A 17,294-nucleotide genomic window follows, 5' to 3' on the forward strand; every position below is an offset into this window, starting at 1 on the left:
CGATGCGGGTCCCGACGCGACCGACGGCTGGAGCTGGGTCGGAGCGGGGGATCCGGAAGCCGATCCGGCACGGATGCGTGAGGTCGCGTGCCAGCTCTCGCCCGTCGAGCAGTGGGAAGCCGGACCGTTCCGGGGCGGATGGGTGGGGTGGGGCGACGGGGTCAGGTGGGTGGGGCGGCGACGCTGGCCCGGTGGACCAGGGTCGGGGCGATGGTGTGCCGCTCCACCACCCCCGGGCCGGCCTCGATCTGCCGCAGCAGCATCGCCAGGCCGGCGCGGGCCACCGCGTCGAAGTCGGGCCGCACGGTGGTCAACGGCGGGATGAAGTACGCCGCCTCCGGCACGTCGTCGAAGCCGACCACGCTGATCTCCTCCGGCACCCGACGCCCGCGTTCGCTCAACGCCCGCAGCACCCCGAGCGCGAGGTGGTCGTTGGCGGCGAAGATCGCCGTCACCTCCGGCATCCGGGCCAGCATCTGCCCGCAGCGGTAGCCGGACGCGGCGCTCCAGTCGGCCGACAGCACCGGCGGCACCTCCGCGCCGGCAGCCCGCAGCGCCGATCGCCAGCCCTCGACCCGCCCGGCGCTGTCGAACCAGTCCGCCGGGCCGGAGACGTGCCACACCGTGCGGTGCCCGGCGTCCAGCAGGTGCCGGGTGGCCAGCCCGGCCCCGGCCGCCTGGTCGACGGTGACCAGCGCCGCCTCCCGGGCCGGATCTCCGTCGACGGTGACCAGCGGCACGCCGTGCGGCAGGTGGTCGAGCGCCTCGTCGGCGGAGGCCACCGGAGCGATCACCACGATGCCGGCGACCCGGTGGTCGAGGTGCCGCTCCACGGCGGCGGAGATGGACCGCCGGTCGAGGGTGCTGACGCTGCCCACGCTGACCGCGAACCCCGCCGACGCGGCGGCCTGCTCCAGGGCGGCCAGCAGTGACGCCGGCCCGTAGAGGGTGCTGTTCTGGGCGACCACCCCGATCAGCTGGGAGCGGCCCGTGACCAGTGCCCGCGCCGCGCGGTTCGGCCGGTAGCCCAGCTCGGCGATCGCCGCGCGGACCCGGACCCGGGTCTGTTCCCGCACGTTCGGGTGGTCGTTGAGCACCCGGGAGACCGTCTGGTGGGAGACTCCCGCGAGGCGGGCGACGTCCGTCATCGCAGGACCACGCATGGGGGTCATTATCCACCGGGCCGGCCCCGCCGGACGCCGGTGTCCACGCTGCCCGGGGACCGGAAGTTCCGGTGGCACGGGCCACCTTGCCAAGCCGGGGACAGGCTAACGATACTCATGGATGTTCCTGAGCCGGACATGATCGAGCGCCGGGCAGCCTCGATCGGCGCAGCCGCACGTCCGCGAGCCTCCGGAGGAACCGTCCCATGAGATCCAGGATCAAACTGTTCGGTACCGCCCTGGTCGCCGCCGCGCTCACCGCGTTGGCCGCGATCGCCGCCCCCACCCCCGCCTCGGCGGCGACGCTGACCCAGGTGACCAACTTCGGGGCCAACCCGAGCAACCTGCAGATGTACCTGTACGTGCCGAACACCGTGGCGGCCCGTCCGGGCCTGCTGGTGGCGGTGCACTACTGCACCGGCAGCGGCCCCGCGTTCTACTCCGGCACCCAGTACGCCGCCCTGGCCGACCGGTACGGCTACATCGTCATCTACCCGTCGGTGACCCGCAGCAGCAAGTGCTTCGACGTCTCCTCCCCGCAGGCGCTGCGCCGCGACGGGGGCAGCGACCCGGTGGGCATCAAGTCGATGGTCGACTACGTCCGGTCCCGGTACGCCGTCGACCCGAACCGGATCTTCGCCACCGGCACCTCGTCCGGGGCGATGATGACCAACGTGCTGCTCGGCGACTATCCGGACGTGTTCGCGGCGGGCGCGGCCTTCGCCGGGGTGCCGTTCGGCTGCTTCGCCACCACCGACGGCTCGGAGTGGAACAGCCAGTGCGCCAACGGGCAGGTCACCAAGACCGCGCAGCAGTGGGGCGACCTGGTCCGCAACGCCTACCCGGGGTACACCGGCAAACGGCCCCGGATGCAGTTGTGGCACGGCACCAACGACGAGACGCTGCGTTACCCGAACTTCGGCGAGGAGGTCAAGCAGTGGACGAACGTCCAGGGGCTGAGCCAGACGCCGACGTTCACCGACACCCCGCAGGCCGGCTACACCCGCACCCGGTACGGCGGTAGCGGCGGCACCGCGCCGGTCGAGGCGATCAGCATGCAGGGCGTCACGCACAACCTGCCGGTCGACGCCGCCCAGGCGATCCGCTTCTTCGGCCTGGACGCCCCGCCGACCACCACCCCGCCGCCGACCACCACTGCGCCGCCGCCCACGACCACGCCGCCGCCGACCACCACGCCGCCGCCACCCACGACCACGCCGCCGACGCCGACGACCACGCCGCCGACGCCGTTCCCGCCCACGCCGACCACGCCGGGTCCGGGGGCCGAGTGCCGGATCGCCTACACCGTGAACGCCTGGAACACCGGCCTGACCACCGCGATCACGATCACCACCCTCAGGGACACCGGGATCAACGGCTGGAACCTGGCGTTCACCCTCCCCGCCGGGCAGACCATCACCAGCGGCTGGAACGCGACCTACTCGCCGACCAGCGGAGCGGTCACCGCCAGCAACGTCTCCTACAACGCCTCGATCCCGCCGGGCGGCTCGGTCAGCATCGGCTTCCAGGCCAACCACACCGGCAACACCGCGAAACCGGCCTTCTTCACCCTCAACGGCTCCCCCTGCGCGGTCGTCTGACCGGCGCCGCCACCGGCGGTGATCAAGAGATTGGCGTCACGAGAGCCGATCCGGATGACGCAAAGCTCTTGATCACCGCCACCCAGCACGCCCACTCGCCCGGCCGCCCGGCTGTTGCTCGGTGATCAAGAGGTTTGCGTCAGGTTTCGCTGGCGGATTGACGCAAACCTCTTGATCACCGGGCGCAGGAGCGGGACCCGGGCAGGCCGGACCGGGGCAGGCCGGACCCGGGGCGTGAGCGGGGTAGGCCGGGGTGAGGCGGGTCAGGGGAGGCGGGGGGCACCGGGGGCGGGGCGCGCGCTGAGGGGGGCGGGGGCGGCGCAGCCGCGTTCGGCGTAGGCGGTCCGGACGGCTGCCGCCACCGGTTCCGCAGCCGCCGCCTCGACCAGGGCGAGGACGCAGCCGCCGAAGCCGCCGCCGGTCATCCGGGCACCCAGCGCGCCGGCCGCGAGCGCCGCCTCGACGGCGGTGTCGACCTCGGGGACGGTGATCGCGAAGTCGTCCCGCATGGAGGCGTGCGACGCGGTCAGCAGCGGCCCGATCTCGGCGACCCGGCCGGCGCGCAGCAGGGCGACGGTGTCGAGCACCCGCTGGTTCTCGGTGACCACGTGCCGGACCCGGCGCCGGGTCTCGTCGTCGGGCAGCCGCGCCAGCGCGGCGTCGAGGTCGGCGACCGGCACGTCGCGCAGGGCGGGCACGCCGAGCAGGTCGGCGGCCCGTTCGCAGGCGGCGCGGCGGGAGGCGTACTCGCCGTCGGCGTGCCGGTGCGGCGCACGACTGTCGATCACCAGGATGGCCAGGCCGGCGGCGTCGAGGTCGAACGGGACGTGGTCGACGGATTCGTCCCGGCAGTCGAGGAACAGGGCGTGGCCGGCGCGGCAGCGGATCACCGCCGACTGGTCCATGATGCCTGTCGGCGCACCGACGTAGCCGTTCTCGGCGCGTTGGGCCAGTCGGGGCCGGCGCTCGGCGGGCAGGTCCAGCCCGCCCAGGTCGGCCAGGGCGGCGAGCACCGCCGCCTCCAGGGCCGCCGACGAGGAGAGCCCGGAGCCGAGCGGCACGTCCGAGGCGATGGCCAGCCGGGCGCCGGGGACGGCGTACCCGGCCTCGCGCAGGGCCCAGACCACTCCGGCGACGTAGCCGCCCCAGCCGGTGACCCGGCCGGGGGAGTCGGCCTCGGCGGCCCCGAAGTCGACGGGCCGGTCGGCGATCTCCGAGCGGGCCGTCCAGCGTTCGCCGGGCTGCGGGTCGGCGGCGACCACGGTACGCAGCGGCAGGGCGAAGGGGAGCACGAATCCGTCGTTGTAGTCGGTGTGCTCGCCGATGAGGTTGACCCGCCCGGGTGCCGCCCAGCGTCCGGCGGGCGTCGCGTCGTACCCGCAGGAGAAGCCGGCGGTGGCGCGGTCGGCGACGTCCGGGCGGCCCGTCACGACCGCTCCAGCACGTGCGCGCGGTAGAACGCCCAGGCGTCGCCGACCATGTCGGTGAGGGTGGGTTTCTCGGGCACCCAGCCGAGTTCCTGGCGGGCCAGCGCCGAGGAGGCGACGAGTTCGGCCGGGTCGCCCTCGCGGCGGGGGGCGGTCTCGACCGGCACCGGGTGCCCGGTGACCTCGCGGACCACGTCGACGACCTGCCGGTTGGTGAAGCCGCTGCCGTTGCCGAGGTTGTAGATGCGGTGCCGGCCGGGCACGGCGGCGGTGAGCGCCAGCAGGTGGGCGCGGGCCAGGTCCTCCACGTGGATGTAGTCGCGTACGCAGGTGCCGTCGACGGTGGGGTAGTCGTCGCCGAAGAGTTGGAGTTTCTCCCGGCGGCCGGCGGCGACGTCGAGGGCGATGGGGATGAGGTGGGTCTCCGGGTCGTGCCGTTCGCCGATGGCGAGGCCGTCGCGCAGGTAGGCCCCGGCGACGTTGAAGTAGCGCAGCGACACGGCGGCGAGGTCGTGTGCGGTCGCCTCGGAGGTGAGCACCAAGTCGACGGCGAGCTTGGTGGCGCCGTACGTGTTGGTGGGGGCCTTGACGGCGGTCTCCGGGATCGGCAGCTCGACCGGGTTGCCGTAGACGGCGGCGGTGGAGGAGAAGACCAGGCGCGGCACCCGGGCGGCCCGGACGGCGTCGATCAGCGCGATCGAGCTGACCGTGTTGGCGTGCCAGTACCGCTCGGGGTGGACCATCGACTCGCCGGCGGCGATCAGCGCGGCGAAGTGCAGCACCCCGTCGAAGCCGGCGTCGGGGGTGAGCACCCGGGCGGCCTCGTGCACGGGCAGCTCGACGTGGGTGGCGTCGGGGGCCAGCGCCGCCCGGTGCCCGGTACGCAGGTCGTCCAGGACGGTCACCCGGTGGCCGGCGTCGAGCAGCATCCGGGTCACCACGCTGCCGATGTACCCGGCACCGCCGGTGACGAGCAGTTTCACGTCGGTCCTCCTGCCTGGCCGCGCCCGCTGCGGCCGTTCGTGATCACCCTACGGCCGGGTGCTGTCGCCGCGCTGTGCGTCGTGGGGTCACCCTTATTCCATCATGAACCGTCATGATTGAACAGATCCGCACATTGCCCACCGGCCGGGTCCGCCGGCCCTACCATCACTTCCATGCGGGAAGCGTGTGGTCCCGGGCCCCGGAGACGCGCGCCGGGGCGGAGCCGACGCGTACCCGGGCCGGTGGCCCGTAGTGTCGCGCGGCTGGTCGTCCGGGCCGCCGACGGCGCGACCCGGCTCGTCACCGACCTGCTCGGCGCCAGCCCGGCCGCCGGCCGGGAACGGATCAGCGAGCACGAGCTGCGCGACCTGGTCGCCGCGAACACCGTCCTCGACCCGGACGAACGGCGGATCATCGACGAGGTGCTGGTCGCCGGGGCCAGCCTGGTGCGCGAGGTGATGATGCCCCGCACCGAGGTGGTCTTCCTCGCCGCCGGGCTGACCCTCGCCGAGGCCGAACGCCTGGTCCGGATCGACCCGCACACCCGGTACCCGGTGGTCGACGGCACCCACGACGACGTGGTCGGCTTCGTCCACCTGCGGGACGTGCTGCTCCGCCCCGACCTGGACCCGGCGACCACGGTGGGCCGGCTGAGCCGGGAGGTCAAGCGGCTGCCCGGCAGCAAGCGGGTGCTCGCCGCGCTGACCGAGATGCGCCGCGAGGGCCACCACCTCGCCGTGGTGGTCGACGAGTACGGCGGCACCGCCGGCATCGTGACCTGCGAGGACCTGATCGAGGAACTGGTCGGGGAGATCCACGACGAGTATGCCGGCCCACCCGAGCCGGCGTCGGCCGGCCTGCCCGCCGTGGTCGACGGCCGGCTCAACCTGGCCGACTTCGCCGAGCGGACCGGGGTGCCGCTGCCCGCCGGCCCGTACGAGACGGTCGGTGGGTACGTGATGGCGGCGCTCGGCCGGCTCCCGGTGGCCGGCGACGAGGTGCCGGTCACCCCGGGAGACGAACCGTCCCCGGCTGAGGGGTGGCTGCTGCGGGTGCTCGCCCTCGACGGGCGTCGGGTGTCCCGGGTCGCGGTGTCCGCCGCCCGCCTGCCGGAGCCTCGCCGGGAGGCCGCCGCTGCCGCGGCACCGGTGGACGCCGCGCGGGTGTCGGTACGCGAGGTCACCGCCCCGGCGCAACCGGCGGCGAGTCGACCCGCCGGCCCGTCATGACGGACGCCGGGGGTTGCTGACAGAATTGCCGGCATGTCCGACGCTCCCGCCCGCCCCCGCGTCTTCTCCGGCATCCAGCCGACGGCCGACTCGTTCCACCTCGGCAACTACCTGGGCGCGGTGCGGCACTGGGTGGCGTTGCAGGACACCCACGAGGCGTTCTACTGCGTGGTCGACCTGCACGCGATCACCGCCGGGCACGATCCGGCGGTGCTGCGCCAGCGCACCCGGGTGGCCGCCGCGCAGCTCCTCGCGGTCGGCATCGACCCGGAGCGCAGCGCCCTGTTCGTCCAGTCGCAGGTGCCCGAGCACGCGCAGTTGGCGTGGGTGCTGGGCTGCATCACCGGGTTCGGTGAGGCGAGCCGGATGACCCAGTTCAAGGACAAGTCGCAGAAGCAGGGCAGCGACCGCTCCAGCGTCGGCCTGTTCACGTACCCGATCCTCCAGGCCGCCGACATCCTGCTCTACCAGGCCGACGCGGTGCCGGTCGGCGAGGACCAGCGGCAGCACCTGGAGCTCTCCCGGGATCTGGCCCAGCGGTTCAACTCGCTGTTCGGGCCGACCTTCACGGTGCCCGCCCCGCACATCGTGAAGGACACTGCCAAGATCACCGACCTCCAGGAGCCGACGGCGAAGATGTCGAAGTCGTCGTCCTCCCCGACCGGCATCATCGACCTGCTGGAGGACCCGGCCCGCTCGGCCAAGAAGATCCGCTCGGCGGTCACCGACACCGGCCGGGAGATCGTCTTCGACACCGAGACCAAGCCCGGGGTGTCCAACCTGCTCACCATCCACTCCGCCCTGTCCGGCCGGAGCATCGACGACCTGGTGGCGGCGTACGCGGGCCGGGGCTACGGCGATCTCAAGAAGGAGCTGGGCGAGGTGGTCCGCGAGTTCGTCACCCCGATCCAGGAACGCACCCGGGCCTACCTCGACGACCCCGCGCAGCTCGACAAGCTGCTCGCCGTCGGGGTGGAGAAGGCCCGTGCGGTGACCGTGCCGACGCTGCGCACAGCGTACGAGCGGGTCGGGTTCCTGGCGTCGGCCCCCGTGGCGTAACGGTGGGCGGGTCGGCGGTACGGGTCGAGACGATGGCCGGAGGGGTGGCGCGGAGCGTGGATCGCAGCGACGGGATACCGGTGGCCGGCGACACCATCCAGATCGGGATCGCGGTGGACATCCCGGAGCCGTGGGGTGGGCTGCTGACCCGACGCCGGATGCAGACGGGTGACCCGCAGGTCGTCCCCGCGCACGTGACCCTGCTCGGCCCGACCGAGATCCCCCTGGCCGCGCTGGAGTCGGTCGAGGCGCACCTGGCGCAGGTGGCCACCGCCCACCTGCCGTTCACCCTGCACCTGCGGGGCACCGGCACGTTCCGGCCGGTGACCCAGGTGGTCTTCGTCGCCGTCGCGGCCGGGATCAGCGAGTGCGAGCTGCTCGCCGCCGCCATCAGCGCCGCCCCGCACCTGCACCGGGAGCTGCGCTTCCCGTACCACCCGCACGTCACCGTGGCGCAGGACGTCGCCCCGGAGGCGCTGGACCGGGCGTACGAGGATCTCGCCGACTTCTCGGCGATGTTCGAGGTGGAGGGCTTCACCCTCTTCTCGCACAGCGGCGCGACCCGGTGGCAGCCGCGCCGGGACTTCCGGCTCGGCGGCTGACCCGTCCCGTGGCCGGTCGGAGGGGCCCCCGGCGCGGCACCTCGCCCGCCGGTGGCACGCTGGTGGCCGGCACCCGCTCCCGCCGACCGCCGGTTGGCCGGCACCGGTGACGACAGATCGGCGAGGATGACGTGGTGGACGCGTGGGGCCGGTGGACGGCCGGCATCGACCGCCGGTTCACCGTGGCCCGGCACCGGTGGCCCCGGCTCGACCACCTCTGGCGGGCGGTGGACCTCTACGGCGAGGTGCTGGGCGGTCGGTTGGCCGCCGCCATCGCCTACTACGGGTTCTTCGCCGTGTTCGCCCTCGCCCTGGTCGCCTACTCGGTCTTCGGGGCGATCCTGGAGGACAACGACGAGGTCTCCGACGCGGTGGCGGAGTTCCTGCGGGACAACCTGCCCTTCCTCGACCCGCAGCAGATCGCCGAGAGCAGCAACGCGGTAGGCGTGGTGGGCCTGGTCATCCTGTTCTTCACCGGGATCGGCTGGGTGGAGGCGATCCGGTCGTCGCAGCGGCTGATGTACGGCTTCAACCAGCAGCCGGGCAACCTGGTGGTCCGCCGGCTGGTGGACCTGGGTGTGCTGCTGCTGGTCTTCGTCATGCTGGGCATCTCGGTGGCGGCGGTGGACGCACTGGAGTCGGTGCTGCGGTTCCTGCTGCGGGCCACCGGTTCGGTGGGGCTGACCACCATCAGCGCGGTCCTCAGCGTGCTGGTCAACGCGGTGCTGGCGACGGCGCTGCTGGTGGCGGTGCCCCGGCTGCGGATGAGCCGCCGCCGGCTGCGCCCGGTGGTGTTGCTGGTCGCGGTCGGGATCACCCTGCTCAACACGGTCGGCCGGTTCTACATCGTGCGGACCGAGCGCAACCCGGCGTACGCCGTGGTGGCCGGTGCGGTGGCCGTGCTGCTCTACCTCTACCTGCTCAACCAGTTGGTGCTCTTCGGTGCGGCGCTGGCCGCCACCAGCCGGCACGGCCGGGTGGTCGACCTGTCGGAGGGGGCGGTGATGCGGCAGGTCAACGTCGAGGCCGACGTCGACACCGAGACCGATCCGGGTACGCCGGGAGGGGCGGGCTGATGTCTGTCGAGATCGATCCGGGCTCCCCGGTGCCCCCGTACGAGCAGGTGCGGGCGCAGCTCGCCGCGATGATCGGCGACGGCCGGCTGGCGGTCGGTACCCGGCTTGCCCCGGTCCGGCAGTTCGCCGCCGAGCTGGGGTTGGCGGTGAACACGGTGGCCCGCGCCTACCGGGAGCTGGAGTCGGCCGGGCTGGTGCAGACCCGGGGCCGGCACGGCAGCTTCGTCGCCCCGGGCCGGGACGACGCGGTCGACCGGTTGCAGCGGGCGGCGGCCCGCTACGCCGAGGAGGCGACCCGGCTGGGCGTGCCGCCGGACCGCGCGTTGGCCCTGGTCCGCGCCGCCCTGGGCGGGTCACCCCCGGCCTGAGCCCGCACCGTCGCCGCCCGGCCCGGTGCCGGCCCCGGCCGGCCGGGGCCGGGACCACGGCCGGGACGACGGTCGGGCCGGCTGACGGCAGGACCGGTCCGGGGAGGAAAGCGGGATGCCGACAGTCGCCGGAAAAGATGAATGGGGCAAATGCCGCCCGTCGCGCCGGCCTGAACGACCATGATGAGCCGGTGGGCGCACTCGTGACGCTGGACCTGCCGGACGACTCGCCGCTGCTCACCCTGCCCTGGATCATCACGTTCGGCCCGCTCGCCGATCCGGCCGAGTGGGAACCCGTGGTCTGCGGCCCGTACGAGCGACCGCACGCGCTGGCCCTGGCCGAGGCGGTGGTGGCCGACGAACGGTTCATGGCGGTGGTCGAGCCGCTGGTGCCGGCGCTGTCGGCCGAGGAGATCCGGGGCGAGATCGCCGCGTCGCAGCTCGCCGCCGCCGACGAGGAGGCCCGGATCGAGGCGGCCGACCTCTACGGGGACTTCGACGACGTCCTCGACGAGCATGAGGACGAGGCCGCCGTCGGGGCCGACCGGCCGCAGCCGCCGCCCGTGCCGACCGAGGCACAGGTGCGGGCGGGCTTCGGGCGGATCGCGGGGCTGCTGCGCGGGCGGTGACGGGTCGGGCGACGCCGGTACGCGGTGGTGCACCGGCGTCCCGGGAAGCGGACTTCCCGGGACGCCGGTGCCACCTTCACCCCCCACCACAAGGGGTCGGCAGCCCCAGTCGCCCGTCGGCGCGGGGCACAACGGACGACCAGGTCAAAGGCGGGTTACCCGGCTCAGCGCCGTTCGAACCACGCGGCTGCGTCCACCGGCAGGACGTGTCCGGCGTCCTGCTCGGTGAGGTCGGCGCTGGCCACCAGGGGACGGCCGTACCCGTCGATCCGGACCGGGGCGCCGCTGAGGTTGACCACGCAGGTCAGCGCGGCGGCGTCGCCGTCGCGGCGGAACGCCAGCACCCCCGGCTCGGTCTGCTGCCAGAGCACCGGGCCGGCGGTGGCCGACAGCGCCGGGTGCGTGCGCCGGACCCGCAGCGCGGCCCGGTACAGCTCCAGCGTCGAGCCGGGCGTTCCGGTCTGGGCGGCCACCGAGAGGGCCCGCCAGGTGGCCGGGGCCGGCAGCCAGCTCAGTTCGCCGCCCTGCGGCCCGAAGCCGTACGGGGGCAGCTCACCGCCCCACGGGATCGGCACCCGGCAGCCGTCCCGGCTCTCCCCGGTCCGCAGGAACGCCGGGTCCTGCCGGAGCGCGTCGGGCAGGTCCAGCACCTCCGGCAGGCCCAGTTCCTCGCCCTGGTAGAGGTAGGTGGAGCCGGGCAGGGCCAGCATCAGCAGGGCGGCGGCGCGGGCCCGGCGCAGGCCGACCTCGCCGTCGCCGTACCGGGTGACGTGCCGTTGCCGGTCGTGGTTGGACAGCACCCAGGTGGTCGGCGCGCCGACGATCGTCGCCTCGGCCAGCGCGGTGTCGATCACCTTGCGGAACGAGTCAGCCGACCAGGTGGCGTCGAGGAAGTCGAAGCTGAACGCCTGGTGCAGCTCGTCCGGGCCGATGTAGCGGGCGAGCCGCTGCGGGGTCTCTGCCCACGCCTCGGCCACCGCCATCCGGCCGCCGGGGTAGCTGTCCAGGATGGGTCGCCAGGCGCGGTAGATGTCGTGCACCTCGTCCTGGTCGAAGTAGGGCAGCCGGCCCTTGCCGAGCAGCTCCGACTGGCGGCGGCCGGTGGTCATCGAGCTGAAGCCGACGTCCGGCAGCCCCTCGGCCTTGATCATGCCGTGGGCCACGTCGATGCGGAACCCGTCGACCCCCCGGTCGAGCCAGAAGCGGAGGACGTCTTCGAACTCGGCACGCACCTGCGGGTGCCGCCAGTTCAGGTCGGGTTGGGCCGGGTCGAACAGGTGCAGGTACCACTGGCCGTCCGGCAGCCGGGTCCAGGCGGGGCCGCCGAAGATGCTCTCCCAGTCGTTGGGGGGCAGTTCGCCGTCGACGCCCTGGCCGTCGGCGAACAGGTAACGCTCCCGCTCGGGGGAGCCGGGGCCGGCGGCGAGGGCGGCGGTGAACCAGGGGTGTGCGCTGGAGGTGTGGTTGGGCACCAGGTCCACGATGATCCGCAGGCCCAGCGCGTGCGCGTCGGTGATCATGGCGTCGAAGTCGGCGAGGTCGCCGAAGAGCGGGTCGACGTCGCGGTAGTCGGCCACGTCGTAGCCGGCGTCGATCTGCGGCGAGGTGTAGAACGGGGTGAGCCAGAGCGCGTCCACCCCGAGGTCGCGCAGGTAGGGCAGCCGCTGCCGGATGCCCCCGAGGTCGCCGACGCCGTCACCGTCGGAGTCGGCGAAGCTGCGGACGTACACCTGGTAGACGACCGCGGCGCGCCACCAGTCGTCGTCGGAGGCCAGCGGCGTGGGGTCGGTGGCGGTCATCGGCGGAGATCCCCGTTCTGTGGCGGGACGGCGGCACCCGCGCGGCGGTGGGTGACGACGCGGGTGTGTGGAGAGAATGCCGGCCAGATGCTGCAAGAGTCAAGCATGCCTTGCGCAAGAAATGACGTCCGTCACCGGTGGCCAGGGCAGGTCGTTCGTGGGCGCGTCCCGTCCACCGGGAGGTGGACCCGGTCGACGGGCCGGCGCGGCCCGGGAGGTGGCGGGGGTGTCAGGCGGGGACGGCGAGGGCGGGCGGCACCGGGCGCTGCCGGCCGGCGTCCGCCGGTCGGACGACCGCGGTCGATCCGCGTACCACCAGCTCCGGGCGGAACAGGTACTCCGAGTGCGGCGCGGCGTGCCCGTTGATCTCGTCGACCAGGGCCCGGACCGCGGCCACCGCCATCGCGGCCACCGGCTGCCGCATGGTGGTCAGCGGCGGGTCGGTGAAGGCCATCAGCGGCGAGTCGTCGTAGCCGACCACCGACAGGTCGCCCGGCACGGACATGCCGCGCTGCCGGGCGGCCCGGACCGCGCCGAGCGCCATCAGGTCGGAGCCGCAGACGATCCCGGTGACCCCACGCCCGATCAGCCGGCCGGCGGCGGCCTCGCCGCCCTCGACGCCGAACAGCGACAGCTCGGCGAGCGCGTCCAGGTCGCCGCCGGTGGTGCCGAGCCGGGTCATCGCGGCCCGGAAGCCGGCCACCCGACGCTGCACCGGCACGAACCGGTCCGGCCCGGTGATCAGGCCGATCCGCCGGTGCCCGAGCGCGACCAGGTGCGCCACGGCCAGCTCGGTGGCCTCCCGGTCGTCGCAGGAGACGAAGGGCGCGGCGATGCCGGGGGCGTACCCGTTGATCATGACGACCGGCAGCGGCCGGGCGATCAGCGCGCGGTACCGGTCGTGGTTGGCGGCCGTGTCGGCGTGCAGGCCGGAGACGAAGACGATGCCGGAGACCTGCCGGTCGAGCAGCATCTCCACGTACTCGTCCTCGGTGACCCCGCCCGGGGTCTGGGTGCACAGCACCGGGGTGAACCCGCTCTGTGCCAGCGTCGACTCGATGACCTGGGCGAACGCCGGGAAGATGGGATTGTCCAGCTCCGGCACCACCAGCCCGACCAGGCCGGCGCTGCGCTTGCGCAGCCGGGCCGGACGCTCGTAGCCGAGCACGTCGAGGGCGGTCAGTACCGCCTGTCGGGTCTCGGGGGCCACACCGGGGCGGTCGTTGAGCACCCGCGACACCGTGGCCTCGCTGACTTCGGCCTGTTGGGCGATGTCGGACAGTCGAGCGCGCATGGCGGCACTCTAGCTCACGGGCAAGTTCTTGCGTACGCCTCTGCAAGCCCTTCCATTGCATGCAACCTCTTGCTAACGTCCCGGCAACACGTGACAGCAGCGACGCGGCCTTCCCGGCGTCGGTTGGCAAGAACTTTCAGTGTTTCCCCGGTGTGGTCGCCCGTCCCCCGGCGACCCGTCATGACGACAGGAGTACCGATGCGCATCCGTACCGCGGGTGTGGTCACCGTTCTCGGCCTGGCGCTCGCCGCCTCGGGCTGCGGCGGCGACAACAGCAAGGACGAACCGGCCGCCAAGGCCACCTCCCCGGCCGCGAGCGGCAAGCTCGTCATCTGGGCGGACGACAAGCGGACCGCGGCGCTCAAGCCGTTCGCCGAGAAGTTCGGCCAGGACAACGGCGTCACCGTCGAGGTGCAGGCCGTCTCCAAGGACCTCCAGACCAACTTCGTCACCGCCTCCCAGCAGGGCAGCGGCCCGGACGTGGTGGTCGGCGCGCACGACTGGATCGGCAACCTCGTGCAGAACGGGGCCATCGACCCGGTGCAGCTCGCCGCCGAGCAGAAGTCCGGCTTCAACGAGACCGCGATCAAGGCGGTCACCTTCAACGGGCAGCTCTACGGTGTCCCCTACGCCACCGAGAACGTCGCGTTGATCCGCAACACCGCGCTGGCCCCCGAGGCGCCCAAGACGATCGAGGACCTGGTCGCCACCGGCAAGAAGCTCAAGGCCGACAAGAAGGCCAGCGAGATCCTCTGCCTCCAGTCCGGACAGAACGGCGACGCGTACCACATCTACCCGCTGTACACCTCGGCCGGCGGCTACCTCTTCGGCACCGCCGCCAACGGCGACTACGACCCGAAGGACCTGGGCGTGGGCAAGCCGGAGTCGATCGAGGCGTTCAAGAAGATCGGCAAGCTCGGCGAGAAGGGCGACGGCGCGCTCAAGCGCTCCATCACCGGCGAGAACTCGATCGCCACCTTCACCGGTAAGAAGTGTGCCTTCCTGGTCTCCGGCCCGTGGGCGATCGCCGACGCCAAGAAGGCAGGTATCTCCTACGACATCTCCCCGGTCCCCGGCTTCGCCGGTGGCAAGCAGGCCCAGCCGTTCGTCGGCGTCCAGGCGTTCTACGTCGCCGCCAAGGGCAAGAACAAGGCGCTGGCCCAGGAGTTCGTCACCAACTACGTCACCACCCCCGAGCTGGCCGTGGCGCTCTACCAGGCCGAGCCCCGCCCGCCGGCGTTGACCGCCGCGTTTGACCAGGTCAAGGGTGCCGACCCGGACCTGGCCAAGTTCTCCGAGGCGGGCAAGGGCGGGCAGGTGCTGCCGGCGATCCCGGCCATGGCCGCGATCTGGGACCCGTTCGGCAAGGCGGAAGCGGCCGTCATCGGTGGGGCCGACCCGGCGAAGACCGTCACCGCCGCCGGCAAGACGATCTCGGGTCAGATCAAGTAATGAGCACGCTGTCCGGCCCGGGACCTGCCCCGCAGGCCCCGGGCCGGGGGCCTGCGCGTTCCGGGCCCCCGGAATCCTCCCGTACCGCGCGCTCCCACGCGCCGATCACCGCGACCGGTCTCGTCGTCAAGGTGGTCCTGCTCGGCCTGGTGGCCGGGATCGCGATCTGGGCGGCCTTCCCGCTCGTCGCCGCCCGGTTCTGGGTCGGTCTCGCCATCCTGGTGGCCACCACCGCCGGCCTGGGCTACCTCTACCTCACCCGCCGGCACATCCCGGCCAAGTACCTGGTGCCAGGAACGATCTTCCTGATCGCCTTCCAGGTCTTCCCGGTGCTCTACACCGCGAGCACCGCGTTCACCAACTTCGGCGACGGCCACCGGGGCTCCAAGGACGACGCGATCGTCGCCATCGAGACCTCCTCGGTCAAGCAGGTCCCTGGCTCCGCCGAGTACGCCCTCGCCATCGCCACCACCGGCGACCCGGCCACCGGGCCGCTGATCTTCCTGCTCACCGACCCGGCGACCGGCCGGGTCTCCGCCGGGAACGCCGACGGGCTACGCCCGCTGGACGCCGCCGACGTGACCGTCGCCGGCAGCGGCAGGGTCACCGCCGCCAAGGGCTACACCGTGCTCAACGTCGGCCAGGCCAGCGTCCGCAGCGAGGAGATCACCGCCCTGGTGGTGCCGACCTCCGGGGGCGCGGTGCGCTCCAACGGCCTGTCCCGTGCCTACGAGGGCAGGGCCGTCCGGGCGTACGACCGGGGCTGCGACTGCGTCACCGACGGCGAGACCGGCAGGACCTGGACGGCCGACCCGGACACCGGCTCCTTCGTCGCCGCCGACGGCGAACGGCTCGCCCAGGGCTGGCAGGTCGGGGTGGGGTTGAAGAACTTCGCCCGGGTGCTCACCGACCCGAACATCTCCGGCCCGTTCTTCGGCACCCTGCTGTGGAACTTCGCCTTCGCGATCGGCTCCACCGGGTTCACCTTCGGACTCGGCATGGCGATCGCGCTGGCCCTGCACTCGCCCCGGATGCGGGGTACCAACCTCTACCGGGTCTTCCTGATCCTGCCGTACGCGATGCCGTCGTTCGCGATGCTGCTGGTCTGGCGGGACATGTTCAACACCGACTTCGGCCTGGTCAACAACCTGTTCGGGCTCGGCGTCGACTGGTTCGGCGAGGCCTGGTCGGCCCGGCTGGCGGTGCTGCTGGTGCAGCTCTGGCTCGGGTACCCGTACATGTTCCTGGTGACCACGGGCGCGCTCCAGGCGATCCCCAAGGAGCTGACCGAGGCCACCTCGGTCGACGGCGCGTCGCCCTGGCAGTCGTTCCGGGCGGTCACCCTGCCGCTGCTGCTGGTCGCGCTCTCGCCGCTGCTGATCGCGTCGTTCGCGTACAACTTCAACAACATCAACGCGATCTGGTTGACCACCGAGGGTGGCCCGTTCGCGCCGGACAACCCGACCAACGGGGCCACCGACCTGCTGATCACGTACACCTACCGGCTGGCCTTCGGCGCGCAGGGCGCCGAGTTCGGCCTGGCCGCCGCGGTGTCGATCTTCATCTTCGCGATCGTGGCCACGGTCTCGGCGGTCAGCTTCCGGCGCACCCGCCGGCAGGAGGAGGTCTACTCGTGACGACCCGTCCCCACACCGCCGGGCCGGCGACCCCCGCCGCACCCGTCGTCGGATCGGATGCCGCCGGCCCGCGTGCCGGTCGGCCGGGTGCCGCGGTACGCGGTGGCCGGCGTCCTGGCCGGTGGTTCACCCAGGTCGGCTGGCGGCACGTGGTCGGCGTGCTGGCGGTGGCGTTCAGCCTCTTCCCGATCCTGTTCGTGCTCTCCGCCGCGCTCAACCCGCTCGGCACCCTCTCGTCGACCGAGCTGCTGCCCACCGGGGCGTCGCTGTCGAACTTCGGCGACCTGTTCGAGCGTACGGAGTTCGGCCGCTGGTTCCTCAACTCGCTGCTCGTCGCGGGCGGGGCGAGCTTCGCGTCGATCTTCCTGTCCTCGCTGGCGGCGTACGCGTTCTCCCGGATGCGCTTCGCCGGGCGGCGGTTCGGGCTGCTGACGCTGCTGCTGATCCAGATGTTCCCGCAGTTCCTGGCGATCGTGGCGATCTTCCTGATCTTCACCCGGGTCACCGACCTGTGGCCGTCGATCGGCTTCAACACCCCGTGGGGCCTGTTCCTGCTCTACATGGGCGGCGCGCTGGGCATGAACACCTGGCTGATGAAGGGGTTCTTCGACACCCTGCCCCGCGAGCTGGACGAGTCGGCCACGATGGACGGCGCCAGCCACGCGCAGGTCTTCTTCCGGATCATGCTGCCGCTGGTGGCGCCGATCCTGGCGGTCACCGCGCTGCTGTCGTTCATCGGCACGATCAACGAGTTCATGATCGCCAACGTGTTCCTCACCGACACCGGGTCCAAGACCCTCGCGGTCGGCATGTTCGGCCTGGTGGCGGGGGAGCGGAACAACAACTTCGGCATCTTCGCGGCGGGCACCCTGCTCACCGCGATCCCCACCGTGCTGGTCTTCCAGCTCCTCCAGCGCTACATCGTCTCCGGCCTCACCGCCGGGGCCGTCAAGGGATGAATCGGAAGGCACCCC

At 72.8% G+C, this 17,294-nt stretch carries 15 protein-coding genes; 10 read left to right on the top strand and 5 right to left on the bottom strand.

Features of this window, described 5'->3' with window-relative positions; translation table 11 throughout:
- Positions 1 to 161: 161 nt before the first annotated feature.
- Positions 162 to 1,163 carry a LacI family DNA-binding transcriptional regulator gene (locus ACOJTC_RS28400; RefSeq protein WP_232376991.1) on the bottom strand — a complete coding sequence of 334 codons (1,002 nt, stop codon included), beginning with the start codon at positions 1,161 to 1,163 and terminating at the stop codon, positions 162 to 164.
- A 206-nt stretch (positions 1,164 to 1,369) separates the two neighbouring features.
- Between ACOJTC_RS28400 and ACOJTC_RS28405 the strand changes: the two genes are divergently transcribed.
- Complete coding sequence (locus ACOJTC_RS28405) at positions 1,370 to 2,764, top strand: PHB depolymerase family esterase (RefSeq protein WP_420119192.1); 1,395 nt, start codon at positions 1,370 to 1,372, stop codon at positions 2,762 to 2,764.
- Positions 2,765 to 3,027: 263 nt separating this feature from the next.
- Here ACOJTC_RS28405 and galK read toward each other — a convergent pair whose 3' ends face one another.
- Positions 3,028 to 4,194 carry a galactokinase gene (galK, locus tag ACOJTC_RS28410; protein WP_420119193.1) on the bottom strand — a complete coding sequence of 389 codons (1,167 nt, stop codon included), beginning with the start codon at positions 4,192 to 4,194 and terminating at the stop codon, positions 3,028 to 3,030.
- Positions 4,191 to 5,120, bottom strand: a complete 930-nt coding sequence (galE, locus tag ACOJTC_RS28415) for a UDP-glucose 4-epimerase GalE (protein ID WP_420119205.1) — start codon at positions 5,118 to 5,120, stop codon at positions 4,191 to 4,193. Before galE ends, galK begins: the two co-directional genes overlap by 4 nt.
- 228 nt (positions 5,121 to 5,348) lie before the next feature.
- Between galE and ACOJTC_RS28420 the strand changes: the two genes are divergently transcribed.
- The 6 genes from ACOJTC_RS28420 to ACOJTC_RS28445 all read left to right on the top strand — a co-directional run bounded on the left by ACOJTC_RS28420 (position 5,349) and on the right by ACOJTC_RS28445 (position 10,138).
- Positions 5,349 to 6,404 (top strand): hemolysin family protein, encoded by a 1,056-nt coding sequence (locus ACOJTC_RS28420; RefSeq protein ID WP_420119194.1) that lies wholly within the window; start codon positions 5,349 to 5,351, stop codon positions 6,402 to 6,404.
- Positions 6,405 to 6,437: 33 nt separating this feature from the next.
- On the top strand, positions 6,438 to 7,463 hold the full coding sequence (trpS, locus tag ACOJTC_RS28425) for a tryptophan--tRNA ligase (RefSeq protein ID WP_204927410.1): 1,026 nt from the start codon (positions 6,438 to 6,440) through the stop codon (positions 7,461 to 7,463).
- 32 nt (positions 7,464 to 7,495) lie between these two features.
- Positions 7,496 to 8,065 (top strand): 2'-5' RNA ligase family protein, encoded by a 570-nt coding sequence (locus ACOJTC_RS28430; protein WP_377685899.1) that lies wholly within the window; start codon positions 7,496 to 7,498, stop codon positions 8,063 to 8,065.
- A gap of 164 nt (positions 8,066 to 8,229) precedes the next feature.
- Positions 8,230 to 9,141 (top strand): YihY/virulence factor BrkB family protein, encoded by a 912-nt coding sequence (locus ACOJTC_RS28435; RefSeq protein ID WP_302746607.1) that lies wholly within the window; start codon positions 8,230 to 8,232, stop codon positions 9,139 to 9,141.
- Entirely contained in the window at positions 9,141 to 9,509 is a 369-nt protein-coding gene (locus tag ACOJTC_RS28440) for a GntR family transcriptional regulator (protein ID WP_420119195.1), read from the top strand. Before ACOJTC_RS28435 ends, ACOJTC_RS28440 begins: the two co-directional genes overlap by 1 nt.
- A 191-nt stretch (positions 9,510 to 9,700) precedes the next feature.
- A complete protein-coding gene (locus ACOJTC_RS28445) occupies positions 9,701 to 10,138 on the top strand; it encodes a hypothetical protein (protein ID WP_420119196.1) in 438 nt (145 codons plus the stop codon).
- A gap of 164 nt (positions 10,139 to 10,302) precedes the next feature.
- Here the strand turns inward: ACOJTC_RS28445 and ACOJTC_RS28450 are convergent, their stop codons facing one another.
- Positions 10,303 to 11,937 carry a glycoside hydrolase family 13 protein gene (locus ACOJTC_RS28450; RefSeq protein ID WP_420119197.1) on the bottom strand — a complete coding sequence of 545 codons (1,635 nt, stop codon included), beginning with the start codon at positions 11,935 to 11,937 and terminating at the stop codon, positions 10,303 to 10,305.
- A 229-nt stretch (positions 11,938 to 12,166) separates the two neighbouring features.
- Entirely contained in the window at positions 12,167 to 13,231 is a 1,065-nt protein-coding gene (locus ACOJTC_RS28455; protein ID WP_204927416.1) for a LacI family DNA-binding transcriptional regulator, read from the bottom strand.
- A 198-nt stretch (positions 13,232 to 13,429) separates the two neighbouring features.
- Between ACOJTC_RS28455 and ACOJTC_RS28460 the strand changes: the two genes are divergently transcribed.
- From ACOJTC_RS28460 to ACOJTC_RS28470, 3 genes are all read left to right on the top strand, one after another.
- On the top strand, positions 13,430 to 14,683 hold the full coding sequence (locus ACOJTC_RS28460) for a sugar ABC transporter substrate-binding protein (protein WP_204927417.1): 1,254 nt from the start codon (positions 13,430 to 13,432) through the stop codon (positions 14,681 to 14,683).
- A complete protein-coding gene (locus tag ACOJTC_RS28465) occupies positions 14,683 to 16,320 on the top strand; it encodes an ABC transporter permease subunit (protein WP_420119198.1) in 1,638 nt (545 codons plus the stop codon). Before ACOJTC_RS28460 ends, ACOJTC_RS28465 begins: the two co-directional genes overlap by 1 nt.
- Before the next feature lie 149 nt (positions 16,321 to 16,469).
- Positions 16,470 to 17,279, top strand: a complete 810-nt coding sequence (locus ACOJTC_RS28470; protein WP_204927529.1) for a sugar ABC transporter permease — start codon at positions 16,470 to 16,472, stop codon at positions 17,277 to 17,279.
- Positions 17,280 to 17,294: the final 15 nt, after the last annotated feature.

It is taken from the genome of Micromonospora sp. (assembly GCF_048594385.1).
Lineage (GTDB): Bacteria > Actinomycetota > Actinomycetes > Mycobacteriales > Micromonosporaceae > Micromonospora > Micromonospora wenchangensis.